This is a genomic window from Methanogenium marinum (genome assembly GCF_028912405.1).
Taxonomy (GTDB): domain Archaea; phylum Halobacteriota; class Methanomicrobia; order Methanomicrobiales; family Methanomicrobiaceae; genus Methanogenium; species Methanogenium marinum.
The window spans coordinates 312,708-328,977 of sequence record NZ_JAKELO010000002.1 but is presented as its reverse complement, the minus strand read 5'-3'; the positions used below and the strand labels follow the sequence as shown (position 1 = coordinate 328,977).

Here is a 16,270-nt window from a genome sequence, read left to right as displayed (position 1 = left end):
TGTAATTGGAAAAAAACATTCAGATATTTTTCAGCAACGTTCCGAGATACGGGATGAAGTCATTCTTGCGTGACATCACTCCTTTCATCGTTACTGGACTGTGTGCAAGCTCCAGAGTTTCGAGAACAGCAGCAGGTGCCGATGCAAAGACCATACTTCCGTCTTCAAAGACACTGGTAAAGAGTGCCAGAAACATGTCGAGATTCTGTGCTGAGCGGATGGAATCCGCCTCTTTCATAATTTCTTCAGCGTTTATTACCGGAAATTCATAGGTTGGCACCATCACCTGTGAGATGGCAATGGACTTCCCGAAGAGTTCATAGGCTTTCATGTCGGCTGTCAGAAGGTCCCGCACGGGAGCATCGCCAAAGTCCATCGCTTTCCTTATAAGTTCAGTACCGTATTCCTCCGGGTCAGTTGCGGTCAGATCTGCAAGATATCGTACCGCTGCATGGTCCTGTTCGGTTGTTGTGGAGAGGCGCAGGACGAGAGTGTCAGAGAGAATGCCGGAGAGGAGAATCCCTGCAGTCGCGGTGTCGGGTTCCGTTCCTGACTCCATGTATTTTCCCGCAATGATTGTGCAGGTTGAGCCAACCGGGTCGTTAAAGAATCGTATTGGTCTGAGGGTGGTGATGGCGCCAATCCGGTGGTGGTCGATTATCTCCAGAATCTCTGCCGACTCAATGCCGTCCACTGCCTGGGCATATTCATTATGGTCAAGAAGAATGACCTGTTTAGCCGCTTCCTGCAGGAAGGTGTTTCGCGAGAGCATACCGAGATACCGGTTGTCTTCACCCACAATGCAGGCCGTCCGGTAGCGTGATTCCGAAACCAGATGTTTGGCATACTCAACTGTTGTGTCCTGGGTAATAACGGGACAGTCGGTTGCCATGACATTGCGTGCAGGAAGGGAGAGGTTGATCATCTTTCCGACACCAAATGCGTCGAGGGAGGTTGAGAGGACTGCAACCCCCCGTTCGCTGGCGTCCCGGATGGCCCGTTCTCCTACCGGTGCACTATCCGCAACGATGAGGGCAGCGATGCCTGCTCCAATCAGGGCAAGCTGGACGGGTTCGTTGTCACCAACAATTGCAATGTCATTTTTCCGGAGCCGTGAGAGGGTGACGTGCAGGGCATCGATTGCGGTGTATACCTTCCCCTCGAGGAGGTCCTCAGAAGGAACTACAATGGTGCCGTTTAATATTTTGCTGAGATTTTCCAGAGTGATTGGGGCAAACGAGAGTTGTTCAATTTTCTGGCGGGTGACATAAGTGCGTGCCAGACCATACTCACTGAGAATGCCCAAAAATCGTCCTTCCCCATCCGTGAGCGGATAATTACGCACATCGTGCGTGGTCATCAGATCTGCGATGTCGATTGTAGGGAGATCCGCCGGTGCACTCATGGTATAGGTGAATGGCATATCCGATACAATCGGGACGACGCTTTCCATGTATTCCGGTGATTTAAAACCGAATTTTTTCAGTGCAAAGGCAGTCTCCGGATTTATCGGCCCGCAACGTGCCGCAATGTATTTGCCTGGCTCTTTTCTGTTCAGGTATGCTGCATATGCAAGAGCGCTGCAGATACTGTCTGTGTCTGGTTTTTTGTGTCCAATGATGTAAACCTGGTTCATGCCCGTCTCCCCGGAGAGGTTCGTTGAATGTAATTTAACCGGCACACAGATATGTATTATGTGGATGGGTTCATGAGAGGACCATAATTCCGGGGTTTTGAATTTAAATGCAACTCTTTATTGCTATGGATGCATAATTTCGAAGTATAAGTCGTGAGGTGTATGATGGAAATCATCAAAATTCCGCAGATGAAAAAAGAGGAATATGACGAAATAATCCGTGATGGATGCGTTTCAAGAATTGCTTTTCAGGGAGAGAAATATCCCTACATTGCACCATTTATGTACGTGTTTGATGGACGTTTCCTCTATTTCCTTTCAACGAAGTACGGGAGAAAGAACGATCTCTTCAAAAAGAGTCCGTATGTCTCTGTTGAGGTGGAGCGTTACTCTGAGGATATGTCCTGTTACACCTTTGTGACCATGCAGGGAAGGTTGGTGCAGGAAGAGGATGCAATCGCAAAGAAGAAAGTCCGGAAAATGTTTTTAGACCTGATTCGTGATCACCATCTCTCGCATAATATCCTTGCGGCGTTCGGTCATGATCCGTCAGAACCGGTTGAGTCTATTCTCGATGAGGAGCGCTCAAACATCTGGAAACTCACGGGAGTGGCAGATATTGTTGCATTAAAAAATCTTTAGTACTCATATGTTCTATATAATCCTTTCTTTTTGACAATCTTTATATGGTAAATTAGTTAATCTAAATTTGGATTAACATGGACGTTAAAAAAACCTTTATTGTTTTACTTGTTCTCTTCAGTGCAATCTTCATCTGTGGATGCACAGGGACGGACTCAGATACTGCGACTCCGGCAGCAACGGCAACTGAAACCACAGCAGCAACCGCTGCAGGCACAGCTGCGCCGGAAGGGACAACAACGGCAGCAAATCCTGAACTCTTAAAGATTGCAACCACAACAAGTCTGGATAACACCGGCCTTCTTGAGGCACTCCAGGAGCGGTTTGAAGAAAACCACGATGTAACTCTGCAAATAATTGCAGCAGGTACCGGCAAGGCACTTGAGTACGGACAGCGCGGAGACGTTGATGTCCTGATGGTTCATGACCGCGCACGTGAAGACACCTTCATCGATGAGGGATATGGCATCAACCGCCGCGGCATTGCATACAATTACTTCATGATTGTAGGCCCCGAGTCAGACCCCGCAGGTATTGCCGGCATGACACCGGAAGATGCACTGACAACAATCTATGAAACTGCACCGACAAACGCTGATGTGGTCTTCATCTCACGTGGTGACAACTCCGGAACGCATTCCAAGGAGAAGTCCATCTGGACCAGTGCAGGATACAATTATACTGCAGACGTTGAAGGCGTCGGTGACTGGTATGTTGAAGGTGGCCAGGGAATGGGTGCAACACTGACTCATGCAAATGAGAAACTGGCATACACACTCTCTGACTCCGGAACATACCTCTCCTACAAGACGGACCTTGATCTGGTGCCCCTTGTTGACGAGGGAGATTCTCTTCTGAATGTCTACAGTGCAATGATGATCAACCCTGAGATGTACGACTACGTGAACAGCGACATGGCACGTGAATGGATCAATTTCCTTATTACTCCGGAGACACAGGAGTTCATCGGCGAATTTGGTGTTGACACCTATGGTCAGCCGCTCTTCTTTGAGTCACTCGGAAACTATGAAGTAATGGGTATCAGCCAGGCTGAAGCAGAGGATCCAATCCCTGCATAACCCTTTTTTTACGAATTCTTTAACTTCTTTTACGCATGAATGAGACTAGAGGTGGATATTTCTGAGTGAGATTATTGACGGATTTATAACGGCAGTCACCCTCGTTGTGACGCTCAATCCGGAAGTATATGAAATCGCATTCAGAAGCATCTATATCACGTTTACCGCTACGCTCATCGCATCTGTCATCTCAATTCCTCTTGCGCTGTATCTGGCATTTCATGATTTCCGGGGAAAAACAAGTATTGTTAATCTCATCCATACGCTCTATGCCCTGCCGACGGTGCTCATTGGTCTTCTGGTATTTCTCATGCTCTCCCGTCAGGGGCCGTTAGGGTTTCTGGGTCTCTTATTTACTCCTGCGGGCATGATCATCGGGCAGGTCATTCTTGTAATACCAATTCTTGTGGGACTCACCTACTCTGCTGTCACATCCCTTGATCCGATTGTAAAAGACACCATCATCTCGCTGGGTGCTGATTATATGCAGTTTCTGGTCTCGATTCTCCGGGAAGTCCGGTTTGTGATATACGCTGCGATTGCAATGGCGTTCGGGCGGGCCATCTCAGAAGTGGGGGCAGCAATCATAATCGGTGGAAATATTAAGGGATTTACCCGGATTCTCACAACGGCCATCTCACTCGAGACATCGATGGGAAATATTGAACTCTCCATGGCACTGGGAATCATTCTCTTATTTATCGCTCTTATCGTGAACTTTGTCATGACATCAATCCGGAGGGGGGACTAATATACCCATGATCACTGTCGATAACCTGAAGAAGGATTTTGGAAGCACCCAGGTACTGCGTGGGGTAAACCTCAATGTGTCTGAAGGTGAAATATTTGTCATCATTGGTCCCTCAGGGCAGGGAAAATCCACGCTGCTCAGAACGATTGACACTCTTGAAATTCCTACATCCGGGGATATAAAAATCAGAGATGAGTCGCTTTACAGCAATGGAGACTCCCGCCACCACGATATCCGAAAAAAGATAGGGATGGTCTTTCAGAATCCTGCAATATTTCAGGGGACGGTCTTTGAGAATGTGGCATACGGCCTGCGGTTTCGAAAAATATCTTCCAGAGATATGCACGAACGGGTTTCACAGACACTCCGTGAGGTTGGGCTTGAAGGATATGAGAAGAGGGTTGCCCGCAGTCTTTCCGGCGGGGAAAAACAGCGTGTTGCCTTTGCCCGCACCATGGTTACCCGGCCTGAGATTATTCTCCTTGATGAACCGACGTCAAATGTTGATCCAATCACCACCGAAAAGATTGAGGAAATCATCCATTATACCCGTGATACCTACAATACCACCATCATTATGAACACCCATGATATGCTGCAGGGCCAGCGGATGGGGGACCGTATCGGGGTGATGATGAATGGGAGAATCATGCAGGCGGGGACCCCGAAAGAGATCTTTACCCTGCCTGCAAACGGGGATATCGCCCGGTTTGTCGGGTTTGAGAATGTATTTGATGGTGAAATCAGGAAGAATGATGCCGGGACGGCGGTAATCCGGTCCGGTACTACAGAAATATACGGAGAAACACTGTTTTCAGTTGGTGACACCGTCACCTGGTGCATCCGTACGGAAGATATGCACCTCCATATGAAAGTAGCGTATGAGGGGCATACGGACAACATAAGAAACCACCTCAGGGGAACGGTCACCGGAATTGCTCTCGTTGGGCCGCGGCATCATGTGATGGTTGACTGTGGAATTTTGCTGGAGCTGGTCGTCAGCTGGCGGTTTGCTGACCGGGTGAAAGTAAAGCCGGGAGACCATGTCCGTGTCTCTTTCAATCCTGAAGCAGTCCACGTGATGCCCCGGTGAAAGAGATATATACTGTTTCTCTCTCTTCTTGTCTGCATTCTGCATGCTCCACTCAGACTGCTCATGACAGGGATGCCTGAAGACGAAAGTCCTTATTGTTCCTCCTGACAACTATTTTTTGTATATGACAGTGATTCAGCCTGCAGAAACGCTTCGCTCCCTTCTTCGCCGGATTGATGGAAAGGGCTACGGGTATTATGGTGACATCAGGGGCCAATACCGGTTTGATACTTTTGTGCTCTGTATTGATCATGTGCAGAAAGATCCGTTCGCGTCACCATCCCGTGTGCGGGTTCTGGTTGATTCTGCAACGGCAGGGTTTGCCTCCGATATGTGGGATACGGCCCCACGCCGCCGGGGACTCTGTGATTATCTCACCCGGGCCTTCTGTCAGGCTGCAGGGAAAAGCAGTGGCCGGTCCGGCAGCGGGAAGAGCGGCCTTATCGCAATGGATGAACCCGGGCAGGAGATTCTGGAGCGTACATCGGTTCATATCAGTGATGCCGGCGTTGAAGGGCGCTGTGTTGTGGGACTGCCCGCTTTTGGGCGCAGGATTGCCGGGCGGGAGGCTGAAAAAGTATTTTTTGAGCGTTTGCCGGCGATTGTTGCGGCGTCTCTGGTTGCACATGCTCATGACATGTCTCACCTGTATCATCATATTGGGGTGGCAGAGGATGCGGATGTCCTTCGTGGTGAGCTGAAGGGGATGAATCTTGTCGCCTTTGTTGCAGACGGTGCTGTGCTGCCGCGGGAGAGCGGGGCCTCTGACCGGCCCATGAATTCGGGTGATGTGGTGCCGTTTGCCACCCCACCCCTCCTGCGGGTAACAATCAATGTCCCGAATGCAGGCCCCCTCATCGGAATGGGAATCCCTGCAGGTGTGACCCTTATTGTGGGCGGTGGATACCACGGCAAATCCACACTCCTTGATGCCCTCACGGCGGGAGTGTATACCCACATCCCCGGCGACGGGCGTGAGTATGTGGTGAGTGACCCAGCATCAGTGAAGATTCGTGCCGAAGACGGGCGGCGGGTGGAGGCAGTGGATATCTCCCCCTTTATCACCGGCATTCCCGGCGGAAAAGATACCCGTTCCTTCTCTTCAGAGGATGCGAGCGGCAGCACGTCGCAGGCGGCCAATATCATGGAGGCTCTCGAAGCCGGCGCCCGCCTCTTCTGTATTGATGAGGACACGAGTGCCACAAACTTCATGATCCGTGACCGCCGGATGCAGGCCCTTGTCGTAAAGGAGCATGAGCCGATTACCCCGTATATCGACCGGGTGCGTGAGCTTTCGACGGAATTTGGTGTTTCCTCGGTGATTGTCATCGGTGGTTCGGGTGACTATCTGGATGTAGCAGACACGGTCATCTGCATGGATGCCTACCGGCCGTATCTGATCACTGAGGAGGCCCGGGAGGTGGCAACAGAAAATCCGACTGGACGTATTTCTGAGACCGATCAGCCCTTTCCCCACTTTCATGAACGAATATATGATGCCCGTTCCTTCTCCCCTGCCAAAGGAAAGAGGGATGTGCGGATTCAGGCCCGAGGCATTGGAACGATTGTCTTCGGGACGACTGATATCGACTGCTCGGCAGTGGAACAGATAGTATCTGAGAGCCAGACCCGTGCGATTGCGGATGCCATATGGTATGCTGTCCGCTACATGAACGGGTCTGCCACCGCTGCAGAGGTGGCTGAACGGGTGATGAAGGATATTGAAACAGAGGGGCTTGATGTGCTGTCTTCACGTAAACGGGGGGATTATGCGGCGTTTCGCTCCCATGAACTCCTGATGGCAATCAACCGCATGAGAACGCTTTCAGCGAGACAGTTGGAGCATTAGGATGTGGGAAGAAGAGGGTGCGGTGCTCCTCGTGGTAAAAAAGTCCCGGTTTTATGCTCACCTCTACCGGATAACGTCAGTTGAGGATATTGCTGACGTCCGGGAGATGCACCGAAAGAAGTACCGCAAGGCCGCACACCACTGTTATGCCGCCCGGCTGAATCTGCCGGAAGGTCTCCTCGAACCATTTGGGAGTGACGGTGAGGTGGGACGGCCGGGGATGGTGCTTCTTTATCTCCTGCAGCGGGAAGAGCTCGCGTCACATATGATTGTTGTCTCACGCATTTTTGGCGGGATTAAACTCGGGCCGGGGAATGTTTCGCGGGCATTCCGGGATGCCGCAGCAGAGGCGGTGGCGGTGGCCGCGGCCGGTAGGGAATAGGTTGCTCCCGATCTCCTGTGGTGAATATATCCGGGAATTTTGAAAGGAAATATGGTCATTGGCCTGACGTTCTGCTTTTTGCATCGGAGAGAACACACCACTGCTGAAGAATATTTGTCTTCACCATCACCATTTCTGGAGATTTTTCCTCAGTACAAATGATCTATTTTTATGATTACCCGATTACCTGACTATCTGCCCGGATATCTGGTAATATTTGAGGATGTCTTCCATATGCACCATATTGAGAAGGTGGATGAATACCTCTCTCTTGTACGGGATTTACTGAGGCGCTCAGAAGGCAATCTTAACAATCAATGAAATATATGCCCTAAAATGAATTTGGATTTGCTGACATATTTTCACAAATAAAATCGTGTGGATATGTCCGGAAAAAAGGTGCATGAAACCGGAACCACTCTCCCGTTGTCGGGATAAGGGTTGTTTGGCCGCTCTATCCTGAGGGATATGGGCCAAACACAATTTTGGTCACATTGCACACAAAAAAGAGAGGATTACTCCTCGCTGAGCATCGTCTGCGCACTCTCGATCATCGAGACGGTGGCCTTCAGTTTTGTCCGGGATTTTGAATATTCCCTGGCATCACATGCCTCTTCTGCCTCATGATAGAGTTTTTCCGCACGTTCTGCACGGCTCTTTGCCTTCCCGACATTCTGCCCCTCTTCTTCGAGGATGTCGACCTCTTCCCGGAGGGCGAGGAGATCCCCGCAGGTATCCTCGAGGGACGTTCTCATCTCCTCTTCTTTCTCCTGCTCTTCGGTCTTTCTCTCACGGCTGTGCTCATGGAGTGCCTCTTTTTCCTTTTCGTGTCCCTCTATGGTATACTGGAGCTCATCTTCCACTTCTTTGACTTTCTCTGCAAGAAGAGCGGCAAAGGCGGTTCTCTCTTGATGGGAGTCCTCAGACACATGGTATGCCTCATATGCCCCGCCAGCGGCCGCCCCCCCCAGGGCACCGCTGGCGGCATCGTCGATGCCTTTCCTGTCGCGGTTGAGGACACCGCCGAGGATGCTTCCAAGCCCTGCCCCGGCAATGGCCCCCATCAGCCCGCGTTTTACCTCCCGTTTTCCCCCCTGTTTTTCCTGGGTGACGGTATATATGATTTTGACATTCTCCCCGTCTGCTCTGATTTCAAGCTCACCTTCCTCCCCGGTCCGGCGGACACTCATCCGTGCGGATTCTTCCCGGCGTGACTCTCCGATAATTTCAGTTCCCTCAAGAGCGAGATGAGACATCAGGCGCTCAAGAAAGTCCCCATAATATCCGGACACACCCTGACCATAGTAAATGAACGGCATATTCCCTCATATCTGCCTTTGTCCAGTCAATTAATAACCCTACCGGTGACAATTGCATATTCCTGTGTTTTAGTGGATTAATGTGGATTTAAGGGATAATTTGGCCGTATTTTTTGTGATTGTAAGAAATCTCCGTTCGTCTTGTCTCTGGTAAGATGGTATAGCATGGGGTCTTCACGAATGTGTGAATGATTACGTATCAATAATTATTCCTCCCCTCTCATCCATGGCATATGTTTTTTGGCATTCTGTCCACATCCTGTTTCCCGGGACAGATACAGAATGCCCGGGAACACTGCATATGCGAGAGGAACAATGCCTGAACCCAATCCTGTGGGTGGTTTATGTCTCTGGGAAGGAGGTCCGAGAGCATTGATGAGCGGTGCATGATGGGTATCATGGGTATCCTTGTTTCCCAACCAGACAATCCCCTCATGCGGGGTTTTGCGGAACTCTGGAGCGGATCCATTGTCTATGTTGCATGCGAGGAGGCGGGGCGTATTGAAGAGGTTGAAGAACAGTCCTTAATAGTTGAGGAAATCTGTGATTTCTTCAGTCCCCCTCCCTCGTCCCTGCAGTCACGGGTGGTGGAGGTAAAATCGTATTTCGCAGGCCCAGCTTTAAAGGAGTAATTGCGAGGGGACTGGTGAAGGGTTGACTGTTTTTTTGGGGCAAGGAATGGTTTTTCCCCTTCCCTCCTTATTTCATCAGCAATTGGGCCACCCGGATTCTAAAGGCATTCTTTCTGTGTTCCTCCCTGGTATTGTCCCCGGTATCAAAATGGATATACCATATTCCGGCTGGTCTGATCCGCCTCGCAATCACGCCGCTATTACAGGTGTTTTTTCAGCTCTTCTTCCCGTCTCACAGCGGCACCCGCAGCACGAAATGCATCTTCCAGTTCGTCAAAGTTCGGGATGCCCGCCTCCCGCAGGAGCCGCACACCTGCTGCCATGCTCTCTCCTCCTAAGAGGCATCCGACGACCATCTTGTCGGTGTGCCGGGAGAAACGTGCCATTTCGGTTGCAAGGTGGGCGGGATCGATGATTGCGGTGGGCACTGATACCACAAAGGCAATGTCCCACTCATCCTGGTGGTGAATGAGGGTGTCAAATGCCCGTGCAAACCGGTGGACACCGGCGTCTCCGACCATATCAACCGGATTCTGATGGCTCCAGCCCTCGGGCATGAAGGCGTTCATCTCAGAAAGGAGAGTTTCAGAGAGAGGCACCATCCGGATGTTGTGCTGTTCAGCATAATCGGATGCAAGGACACAAAACCCGCCTGCGCTGGATATTACAACGGCACGGTTCCCCTGCGGATAGCCTTCGGAACCAAGCAGCATCGCGAGGCTGAAGGCGTCCGAGAGGTTCTCTGCTGAGATGATGCCTGCCTGTCGGAAGGCGGCTTCGTAGACTTCGTAACTGCCGGCAAGCGATCCGGTGTGGGAAGCTGCGGCCTTCTGTCCCACGGCAGAACGGCCTGCCTTGATTGCGATGATTGGTTTTTTCCGGGTGACCTTCGCTGCTTCTTCAAAGAAGCGTCTGCCGTCGCGGATCTCTTCTATGTAGAGGACGACGGTGCGGGTGTAGTCATCTTCTGCGGCAAGACGGATGTAGTCGACAAAGTCAATATTGGTCTGGTTGCCGACCGAAAATACTGCAGAAAAGCCGATGTCACGTGACAGGCTCCAGTCAACGAGCGTGGTGATGATGGCGCCGCTCTGCGATATAAAGGCGGTATGTCCGGTTTTGGGCGATTTCGGGTCAAATGTTGCGTTCAGGGAGAGGCGGGGTACCTGCATGCCAAGGCAGTTCGGGCCGGTGTAACGAATGCCGTATTCCTGTGCAATGGATTCTATCTCCTGTTCCAGGAGGGCGCCATCTTTGCCTGTCTCCCGGAAACCTGAGGTGATGATGACAGCGAGTGGTATACCGCGAATGCCAGCATCTCTCATTACCTGTGGGACGATGGTGTTTGGGACGGTGATTATTACCGCGTCCGGCCGTTCAGGGACATCTGCAAGTGAATGATAAACAGTCTTTCCGAGAATTTCCCCTCCTTTCGGGTTCACCGGATAGACCGTGCCGGTAAAGGTCAGGAGGTTCCTGAGGACCGCATAGCCAATCTTCTCCGGGTTTGCCGAGGCACCGACAAGGGCGATGCGTGAGACGACAAAGAGGTCTTTCGGGAGTGGTGGATGAGATGGTCCCGGTGCGGGTCGCGGCGGGCTGACAAGGACTCTGGCATCCACTGCACATATGCGGTCTTTATAGAGAATGATGGGGTTGATATCGAGTTCTGCCACCTCCGCACGGCTGGTGAAGAGGGTGGATATTTTTTGGATGGTGTCGGTGAGTGTCGCCTCATCGAGGGGTGCGGTGCCACGGTAGCCTGCAATCTGTGGGTAATGGCGTATTGAGCGGATCATTCCTGCTGCCTCTTCCCCTGAGACAGGTGCGACCCGCATCGTGATGTCGTGCTCCAGTTCGACGAGAGTTCCCCCGGTGCCGAAGGTGATAACCGGCCCGAATGCCGGGTCACGTTTCCCGCCGATATAGAGTTCGAGGCCTGAAGGCGCCTGCTCTTCGATGACAAAACCGGTGATTACTGCATCCGGTGCCCGTTCGCTGATATTGTGTCTGATGGTCCCGATTGCTGCCCTCAGTTCTTCCGGGGTGTGTATGTCTGTCTGCACACCGCCGGCGTCCGACTTGTGTGTGATATCAGGGGAGAGAACCTTTGCCACACAGGGATACCCGATGCTCTCTGCTGCGGTTACCGCAGCATCAGCGGTGTGAACCACTGCATGGCGGGGGACAGTGATGCCATACTCTTTCAGGAGTGCATAGCTCTCAGGTTCGCTCAGAATCCGGGAGGTGTCAGTCATTATATGAGGATGGAGCAAGAGTCGTATTATCTGTTGTGGATGGAGTCACATTCACAGATCCTGTGCACGAGGCATTTCCCGGATGAGAATTGGTTCAGATCTGCCTGATTTTTCCCCCTCCCGGATGAGGGTGAGAATCTCCATTAAGGGAACCGGCCGGTAACCGGTGACGTCTGTTGAGATGTTGACCGTTTTATTTGTGAAACTGATGAAGGGGTATTTTCCGAGGCGGGCGTTGTGCGTATGGCCGTGTATGACCCAGCCCCGGTATGTGGCGGGGACGTGTTTTGGGTTGTGGATGACAAGGAAGGTGCGTCCGTCGGCCTTGATGGTGTGGGACGGGCAGGTATCTTCGAGGTCTGTGTCGTGGTTTCCTTTTATCCACGTGACGGTGCCGTTGAGGTGCGAGCGGTAGTATTCTGTCGTTGCTGTTTCTGCTTTGTAGGTAAAGTCGCCGGCGAATATGACGGAATCATCCGGACGGACGGTGTGGTTCCAGTTTTCGGTGAGAACACGGTCCATCGTGTCGGGGTCATCCGGGAGAAACGGCCGGCAGTAGTAATGGATGGCATTGCGGTGGCCAAGGTGGAGGTCTGCTGTCAGATATATCTCCGGCTCCGCTGTGGGGGATGGTATTGGTGCAGTGCATTCATAGCCACGGGTTCTCCGGTATATAGCGTATGACTCCCTGAGGATCTGTTCAGATGCTGCTTCTTCCGGCGTGAGACAACGGCTGAGCGGGAGGTCGTAGATGCCCCCATCCGGGAGGATGATACGGGTTGCGTCGGTGGCGAGGAGGAGTGGGCGGCAGCGGTGGTATTTCTGTGGCCGTCTGTCGAACACGGTTGTGAGAATTCCTGCGATGAAAGATTCAGAACTCTTCAGGGAAAGGCCGTGACGGTGCATTCTCTTGAGGGTGGAGAGGTATCCGGCCGGCGGAGTGACGGGGACTGGGGCAGGTGTTTGTGGGGTGTTTGTAGGAGGTGAGGTTTTGCCGGTGAATTCATCTGTTGTGGTGACTTCCAGCCCGAAGAAGAAGCGGCCGCCCTTTCGGGTGCGCTGCCAGCCGGTGATGATGAGGGGAATGTGTTGGGGGCCTGTTGTATGTGCAGCGGTCGCGTTGGTGGTGGTTGTGATAGTGGCCGTAACGTCACCTATGAAAGAGTTCGGCATGGGTATTCGTATGGCAGGAGCTGTGCCCGAGATATCCATGGTCTCTCTGAATTCACGGACTGCATCCGTGAGTTTCCACTCGGCAAAGAGCGGGCAGACGATTGTGTGTTCCGGGGGTGTCTGTTTCATGGGAATGTGCTGTTTTTTTGTTGAATATGGAGGACGGAATTGAATGGTACAATCAATTTTTCCGGGCTATTTTCTGGCAATCCAGAGTATTTTTGAATATTTTTGGAGTATAGCTATTTTTGGTGTGTGGTTTTTACACTGCAACAGGCCTTTTCTCCTCTCTAGTATCTGCCAAACGATTCCAGTTCTTCACGGATGGCCGCACGGACTGTCTCAATGTCAAGCTGGTTTCGTTCGGCCCGTTTCAGCCGTGTCTCCATTGCACGGATGCCCTCTGATATGCTGGGGCCGTAGGAGAGGGCGATATCAATAGCGTCCTCCTGGATACGGACTACTTTGGACATAGTAAAAATATATTGGATGCCTTTTGGATTAAAAGGGGTGTATCTCTGTCGGGCAGGAGATGTTCCGGCATATATTCTTAGGATGAATGACATAGGACAGTTATATGCGGTATGTTGTCACCGGCGGGGCCGGGTTTATCGGATCCCACCTTGCAGAGGCACTGGCAGATGAAGGCCATTCGGTCGTGATTGTGGACGATTTTTCCACCGGAAAAACAGAGAATCTCCGGTGGGCAGAGGGCCTTGACCGGGTGACGGTCTGTGAAGGAAGCATCACTGATCTCCCTCTTTTGCGTGAGGCATGCGCCGGTGCGGATGGTGTCTTCCATGAGGCGGCCATTGCCTCGGTGCCAAAGTCAGTGGCAGACCCGGTGGGGTCGAATGCGGTCAATGTGGACGGCACCCTCAATGTGCTTGTTGCCGCACGGGACGCAGGTGTCCGGAAAGTCGTACTTGCGTCGTCTGCTGCAAATTACGGTGACAATCCGAACCTTCCCCTGAAAGAAACAGAAGAGCCACGGCCGCAGTCCCCGTATGCGGCGCAGAAGATGATGGGTGAATTCTATGCACGCCTCTTTTCTGATCTCTACGGGCTTGAAACGACCTGCCTGCGTTACTTCAATGTTTACGGCCCGCGGCAGGACCCGTCATCACCGTATTCAGGGGTGATATCAATATTCATCAACCGCATCGCTGCAGGAGTTCCCATCACGGTCTACGGCGACGGGACGCAGACGCGGGACTTTATCTATGTGGGTGATGTCGTCCGGGCAAATATCCGGGCGATGGCATCACATTATTGTGGTGTACTGAATGTTGCCGGGGGAGAGGAAACATCCCTGAACAAACTTGCCAAAGTGATTATGGAGTGCACCGGAAATGTCTGTGATATCCGGTATGATGCACCGCGGGAGGGAGACATCCATCGGTCACTCGCGGATACCGGGAAGCTTGAAGTGACCATTGGGAGGGTCGCAGAATGCAGTCTTGCTGATGGTCTTTCACAGACGATTGAATGGTCTCTTACATCGCAGAAAGAGCCATCTGCCTGAAAGCGTGTTGAGATAATTTTCCGCCCCTATTTATCCCGTCTTTTTTATTGGACGTTATTTCTTTTTTCGTTTCAGCAATTTTTGACAGACTAAATCGCAATCAAATATTCAGCGGCAAATATTCTTTTATTCAGGCCGAAATGTTTGATCCGGTCTTTATTGCCTGACAAAAGGTTGGGAAATCAGTGGTTATTTATATATGTATACGATGCATTTACACGACTTGTTGGGTGTTTTTGACATGATGGGGGTATCATGATCTACGGAATAAATATTGTTGGGGAAAATGTCGTAATTGCAGACGGAGTTGAGCTTGGATTTCCGTCACGTGAGTATATGGGTAAAGAGAAATTCCCGGGAACGACCATCGGTGCAGATGGGGTCATCAGGTCAGGGACAATTATCTATTCTGATGTGGTGGTTGGGAATCATTTCTCAACCGGACACAATGTGATGATCCGGGAAAAGACAACTATTGGTGACGGTGTTTCCGTTGGGACGAATACCATCATCGAGGGGAATACTACAATCGGGAACAATGTAAGTCTTCAGAGTCTGGTATACATCCCGACCGGGGTCGTGATAGAAGATAATGTCTTCATCGGCCCGAATGCGGTTTTGACGAATGATCCGTATCCGCCGCATGGGGGGGATAACCTGAAGGGGCCGGTGATACGGAAAGGAGCATCCATCGGTGCCAACGCAACTCTTCTTCCCGGGGTTGTTGTCGGGGAAGGGGCGCTTGTTGCGGCGGGTGCGGTTGTAACACATGACGTGCCGCCCCGCATGCTTGCGGTGGGGGCGCCTGCCCGGCTCCGTGAACTACCAGCGGGGGCCCGGCAGTGATTCCTGTTGCAAAACCCGCGGTTGGGGATGATGAGATTGCTGCCGTTGCAGCGGTGATGAAGACCGGCATGCTGGCAACAGGGCCTGAAGTAACGCAGTTTGAAGAGGAGTTTGCCGGCTACTGTGATGTGGAACATGCAGTTGGTGTGAATACCGGGACGGCGGCACTTCATGTGGCCCTGAAGGCTCTTGGTGTCGGGCACGGTGATGAAGTGATTGTGCCTGCATTTACTTTCATTGCCACGGCGACAAGCGTGAGTATGTGCGGGGCAAAACCGGTGATGGTGGATGTGGACGAGCATTGCTACACCATTGACCCTGACGAAGTCTCTGAGCACCTGAACGCAAAGACAAAGGCGGTTATTGGTGTTCATCTCTTTGGTCAGTCATTTGCTGTGGAACCGGTCGCTGAAATATGTGCGGATGCGGATGTGCTTTTAGTGGAGGATTGCGCTCAGGCACACGGGGCATTGTGCAAGGGAAAGAAGGTCGGCGGATTCGGTGCTGCCGGGTGCTTCTCGTTCTATCCGACCAAAAATATGACCACCGGGGAAGGTGGGATGGTGACAACAAATGATGCAGCGCTTGCAGACCGGTGCCGGAGGATTGCAAACCACGGCCAGAGTGACAAGTACCTCCACACCGAACTCGGCTATAACTACCGGATGACGAGCATTGGTGCGGCGATTGGCCGTGTTCAGCTCAGAAAGCTGGATGAAATGAACCGTAAACGGCAGGCCAATGCCGCGTATTACACAAAATATCTGGATGCTCCCGGGCTGAAGACGCCTGCAATCCGGGCGGGATGCGCCCATGTATTTCACCAGTATGTGACTGAGTTAAAGGATGCATTTCCGGCAGACCGTGAGACGGTGATGGCGTATCTGCGGGAGAAGGGGATTGGATCTGCGGTTCATTATCCGATGCCGGTGCACCGTCAGCCACTTTATGCAGGTGACCCCGGTGTTCGGTGCCCTGTTTCAGAGGATCTATCCGGACGGGTGCTGAGTCTGCCGGTGCATCCGGGTGTAACAGAAGAGAACTGTGCCTATATTGTTGCAACCATCAACGGGGCGGAGTGGTAA

General features: G+C 51.9%; 16 protein-coding genes. 11 read left to right on the top strand and 5 right to left on the bottom strand.

Translation table 11 applies throughout. The features are described 5' to 3' along the window. Positions 1-19: 19 nt before the first annotated feature. The gene (locus tag L0665_RS01985; RefSeq protein ID WP_274924039.1) at positions 20-1,636 is read right to left on the bottom strand and encodes a putative manganese-dependent inorganic diphosphatase; all 1,617 of its coding nucleotides are present in this window, start codon (positions 1,634-1,636) and stop codon (positions 20-22) included. A gap of 165 nt (positions 1,637-1,801) precedes the next feature. Here L0665_RS01985 and L0665_RS01980 point away from each other — a divergent pair, with 165 nt between their 5' ends. The 7 genes from L0665_RS01980 (at position 1,802) to L0665_RS01950 (ending at position 7,753) form a co-directional block, all read left to right on the top strand. Further along, on the top strand, positions 1,802-2,278 hold the full coding sequence (locus L0665_RS01980) for a pyridoxamine 5'-phosphate oxidase family protein (RefSeq protein ID WP_274925705.1): 477 nt from the start codon (positions 1,802-1,804) through the stop codon (positions 2,276-2,278). A 77-nt stretch (positions 2,279-2,355) separates the two neighbouring features. Beyond that, positions 2,356-3,357: an ABC transporter substrate-binding protein gene (locus tag L0665_RS01975; RefSeq protein WP_274924038.1), complete on the top strand. Its 1,002-nt coding sequence runs from the start codon at positions 2,356-2,358 to the stop codon at positions 3,355-3,357. Between the two features lie 106 nt (positions 3,358-3,463). Beyond that, a complete protein-coding gene (locus tag L0665_RS01970) occupies positions 3,464-4,108 on the top strand; it encodes an ABC transporter permease (protein ID WP_338036408.1) in 645 nt (214 codons plus the stop codon). A 7-nt stretch (positions 4,109-4,115) separates the two neighbouring features. Continuing rightward, positions 4,116-5,201, top strand: coding sequence for an ABC transporter ATP-binding protein (locus tag L0665_RS01965; protein ID WP_274924037.1), 1,086 nt, complete (start codon positions 4,116-4,118; stop codon positions 5,199-5,201). A 124-nt stretch (positions 5,202-5,325) separates the two neighbouring features. Continuing rightward, positions 5,326-7,050 (top strand): ABC-ATPase domain-containing protein, encoded by a 1,725-nt coding sequence (locus L0665_RS01960; protein WP_274924036.1) that lies wholly within the window; start codon positions 5,326-5,328, stop codon positions 7,048-7,050. Position 7,051: 1 nt separating this feature from the next. After that, on the top strand, positions 7,052-7,432 hold the full coding sequence (locus L0665_RS01955) for a YigZ family protein (RefSeq protein ID WP_274924035.1): 381 nt from the start codon (positions 7,052-7,054) through the stop codon (positions 7,430-7,432). A gap of 171 nt (positions 7,433-7,603) precedes the next feature. Continuing rightward, the gene (locus L0665_RS01950; RefSeq protein ID WP_274924034.1) at positions 7,604-7,753 is read left to right on the top strand and encodes a hypothetical protein; all 150 of its coding nucleotides are present in this window, start codon (positions 7,604-7,606) and stop codon (positions 7,751-7,753) included. 194 nt (positions 7,754-7,947) lie between these two features. Here L0665_RS01950 and L0665_RS01945 read toward each other — a convergent pair whose 3' ends face one another. Continuing rightward, positions 7,948-8,751: a hypothetical protein gene (locus L0665_RS01945; RefSeq protein WP_274924033.1), complete on the bottom strand. Its 804-nt coding sequence runs from the start codon at positions 8,749-8,751 to the stop codon at positions 7,948-7,950. Positions 8,752-9,095: 344 nt separating this feature from the next. Here L0665_RS01945 and L0665_RS01940 point away from each other — a divergent pair, with 344 nt between their 5' ends. Beyond that, on the top strand, positions 9,096-9,383 hold the full coding sequence (locus L0665_RS01940; RefSeq protein ID WP_274924032.1) for a hypothetical protein: 288 nt from the start codon (positions 9,096-9,098) through the stop codon (positions 9,381-9,383). Between the two features lie 200 nt (positions 9,384-9,583). Here the strand turns inward: L0665_RS01940 and L0665_RS01935 are convergent, their stop codons facing one another. The 3 genes from L0665_RS01935 to L0665_RS01925 form a co-directional block, all read right to left on the bottom strand. After that, entirely contained in the window at positions 9,584-11,641 is a 2,058-nt protein-coding gene (locus tag L0665_RS01935) for an acetate--CoA ligase family protein (protein ID WP_274924031.1), read from the bottom strand. Between the two features lie 51 nt (positions 11,642-11,692). Then, positions 11,693-12,943 carry a metallophosphoesterase family protein gene (locus L0665_RS01930; protein WP_274924030.1) on the bottom strand — a complete coding sequence of 417 codons (1,251 nt, stop codon included), beginning with the start codon at positions 12,941-12,943 and terminating at the stop codon, positions 11,693-11,695. 161 nt (positions 12,944-13,104) lie between these two features. Further along, positions 13,105-13,287, bottom strand: coding sequence for a hypothetical protein (locus L0665_RS01925; RefSeq protein WP_274924029.1), 183 nt, complete (start codon positions 13,285-13,287; stop codon positions 13,105-13,107). A 104-nt stretch (positions 13,288-13,391) separates the two neighbouring features. On the opposite strand from L0665_RS01925, the gene L0665_RS01920 reads away from it, so the two are divergent. From L0665_RS01920 to L0665_RS01910, 3 genes are all read left to right on the top strand, one after another. After that, positions 13,392-14,339, top strand: coding sequence for an SDR family oxidoreductase (locus L0665_RS01920; RefSeq protein ID WP_274924028.1), 948 nt, complete (start codon positions 13,392-13,394; stop codon positions 14,337-14,339). Positions 14,340-14,591: 252 nt separating this feature from the next. Then, complete coding sequence (locus tag L0665_RS01915; RefSeq protein ID WP_274925703.1) at positions 14,592-15,185, top strand: DapH/DapD/GlmU-related protein; 594 nt, start codon at positions 14,592-14,594, stop codon at positions 15,183-15,185. Then, a complete protein-coding gene (locus L0665_RS01910; RefSeq protein ID WP_274924027.1) occupies positions 15,182-16,270 on the top strand; it encodes a DegT/DnrJ/EryC1/StrS family aminotransferase in 1,089 nt (362 codons plus the stop codon). Before L0665_RS01915 ends, L0665_RS01910 begins: the two co-directional genes overlap by 4 nt.

Excerpts from the sequence above, each read along its gene's own strand:
- L0665_RS01985 (WP_274924039.1), bottom strand. The coding sequence starts at position 1,636 with ATGAACCAGGTTTACATCATTGGACACAAAAAACCAGACACAGACAGT.
- L0665_RS01980 (WP_274925705.1), top strand. The coding sequence starts at position 1,802 with ATGGAAATCATCAAAATTCCGCAGATGAAAAAAGAGGAATATGACGAA.
- L0665_RS01975 (WP_274924038.1), top strand. The coding sequence starts at position 2,356 with ATGGACGTTAAAAAAACCTTTATTGTTTTACTTGTTCTCTTCAGTGCA.
- L0665_RS01965 (WP_274924037.1), top strand. The coding sequence starts at position 4,116 with ATGATCACTGTCGATAACCTGAAGAAGGATTTTGGAAGCACCCAGGTA.
- L0665_RS01960 (WP_274924036.1), top strand. The coding sequence starts at position 5,326 with ATGACAGTGATTCAGCCTGCAGAAACGCTTCGCTCCCTTCTTCGCCGG.
- L0665_RS01955 (WP_274924035.1), top strand. The coding sequence starts at position 7,052 with ATGTGGGAAGAAGAGGGTGCGGTGCTCCTCGTGGTAAAAAAGTCCCGG.
- L0665_RS01950 (WP_274924034.1), top strand. The coding sequence starts at position 7,604 with ATGATTACCCGATTACCTGACTATCTGCCCGGATATCTGGTAATATTT.
- L0665_RS01945 (WP_274924033.1), bottom strand. The coding sequence starts at position 8,751 with ATGCCGTTCATTTACTATGGTCAGGGTGTGTCCGGATATTATGGGGAC.
- L0665_RS01940 (WP_274924032.1), top strand. The coding sequence starts at position 9,096 with ATGTCTCTGGGAAGGAGGTCCGAGAGCATTGATGAGCGGTGCATGATG.
- L0665_RS01935 (WP_274924031.1), bottom strand. The coding sequence starts at position 11,641 with ATGACTGACACCTCCCGGATTCTGAGCGAACCTGAGAGCTATGCACTC.
- L0665_RS01930 (WP_274924030.1), bottom strand. The coding sequence starts at position 12,943 with ATGAAACAGACACCCCCGGAACACACAATCGTCTGCCCGCTCTTTGCC.
- L0665_RS01925 (WP_274924029.1), bottom strand. The coding sequence starts at position 13,287 with ATGTCCAAAGTAGTCCGTATCCAGGAGGACGCTATTGATATCGCCCTC.
- L0665_RS01920 (WP_274924028.1), top strand. The coding sequence starts at position 13,392 with ATGCGGTATGTTGTCACCGGCGGGGCCGGGTTTATCGGATCCCACCTT.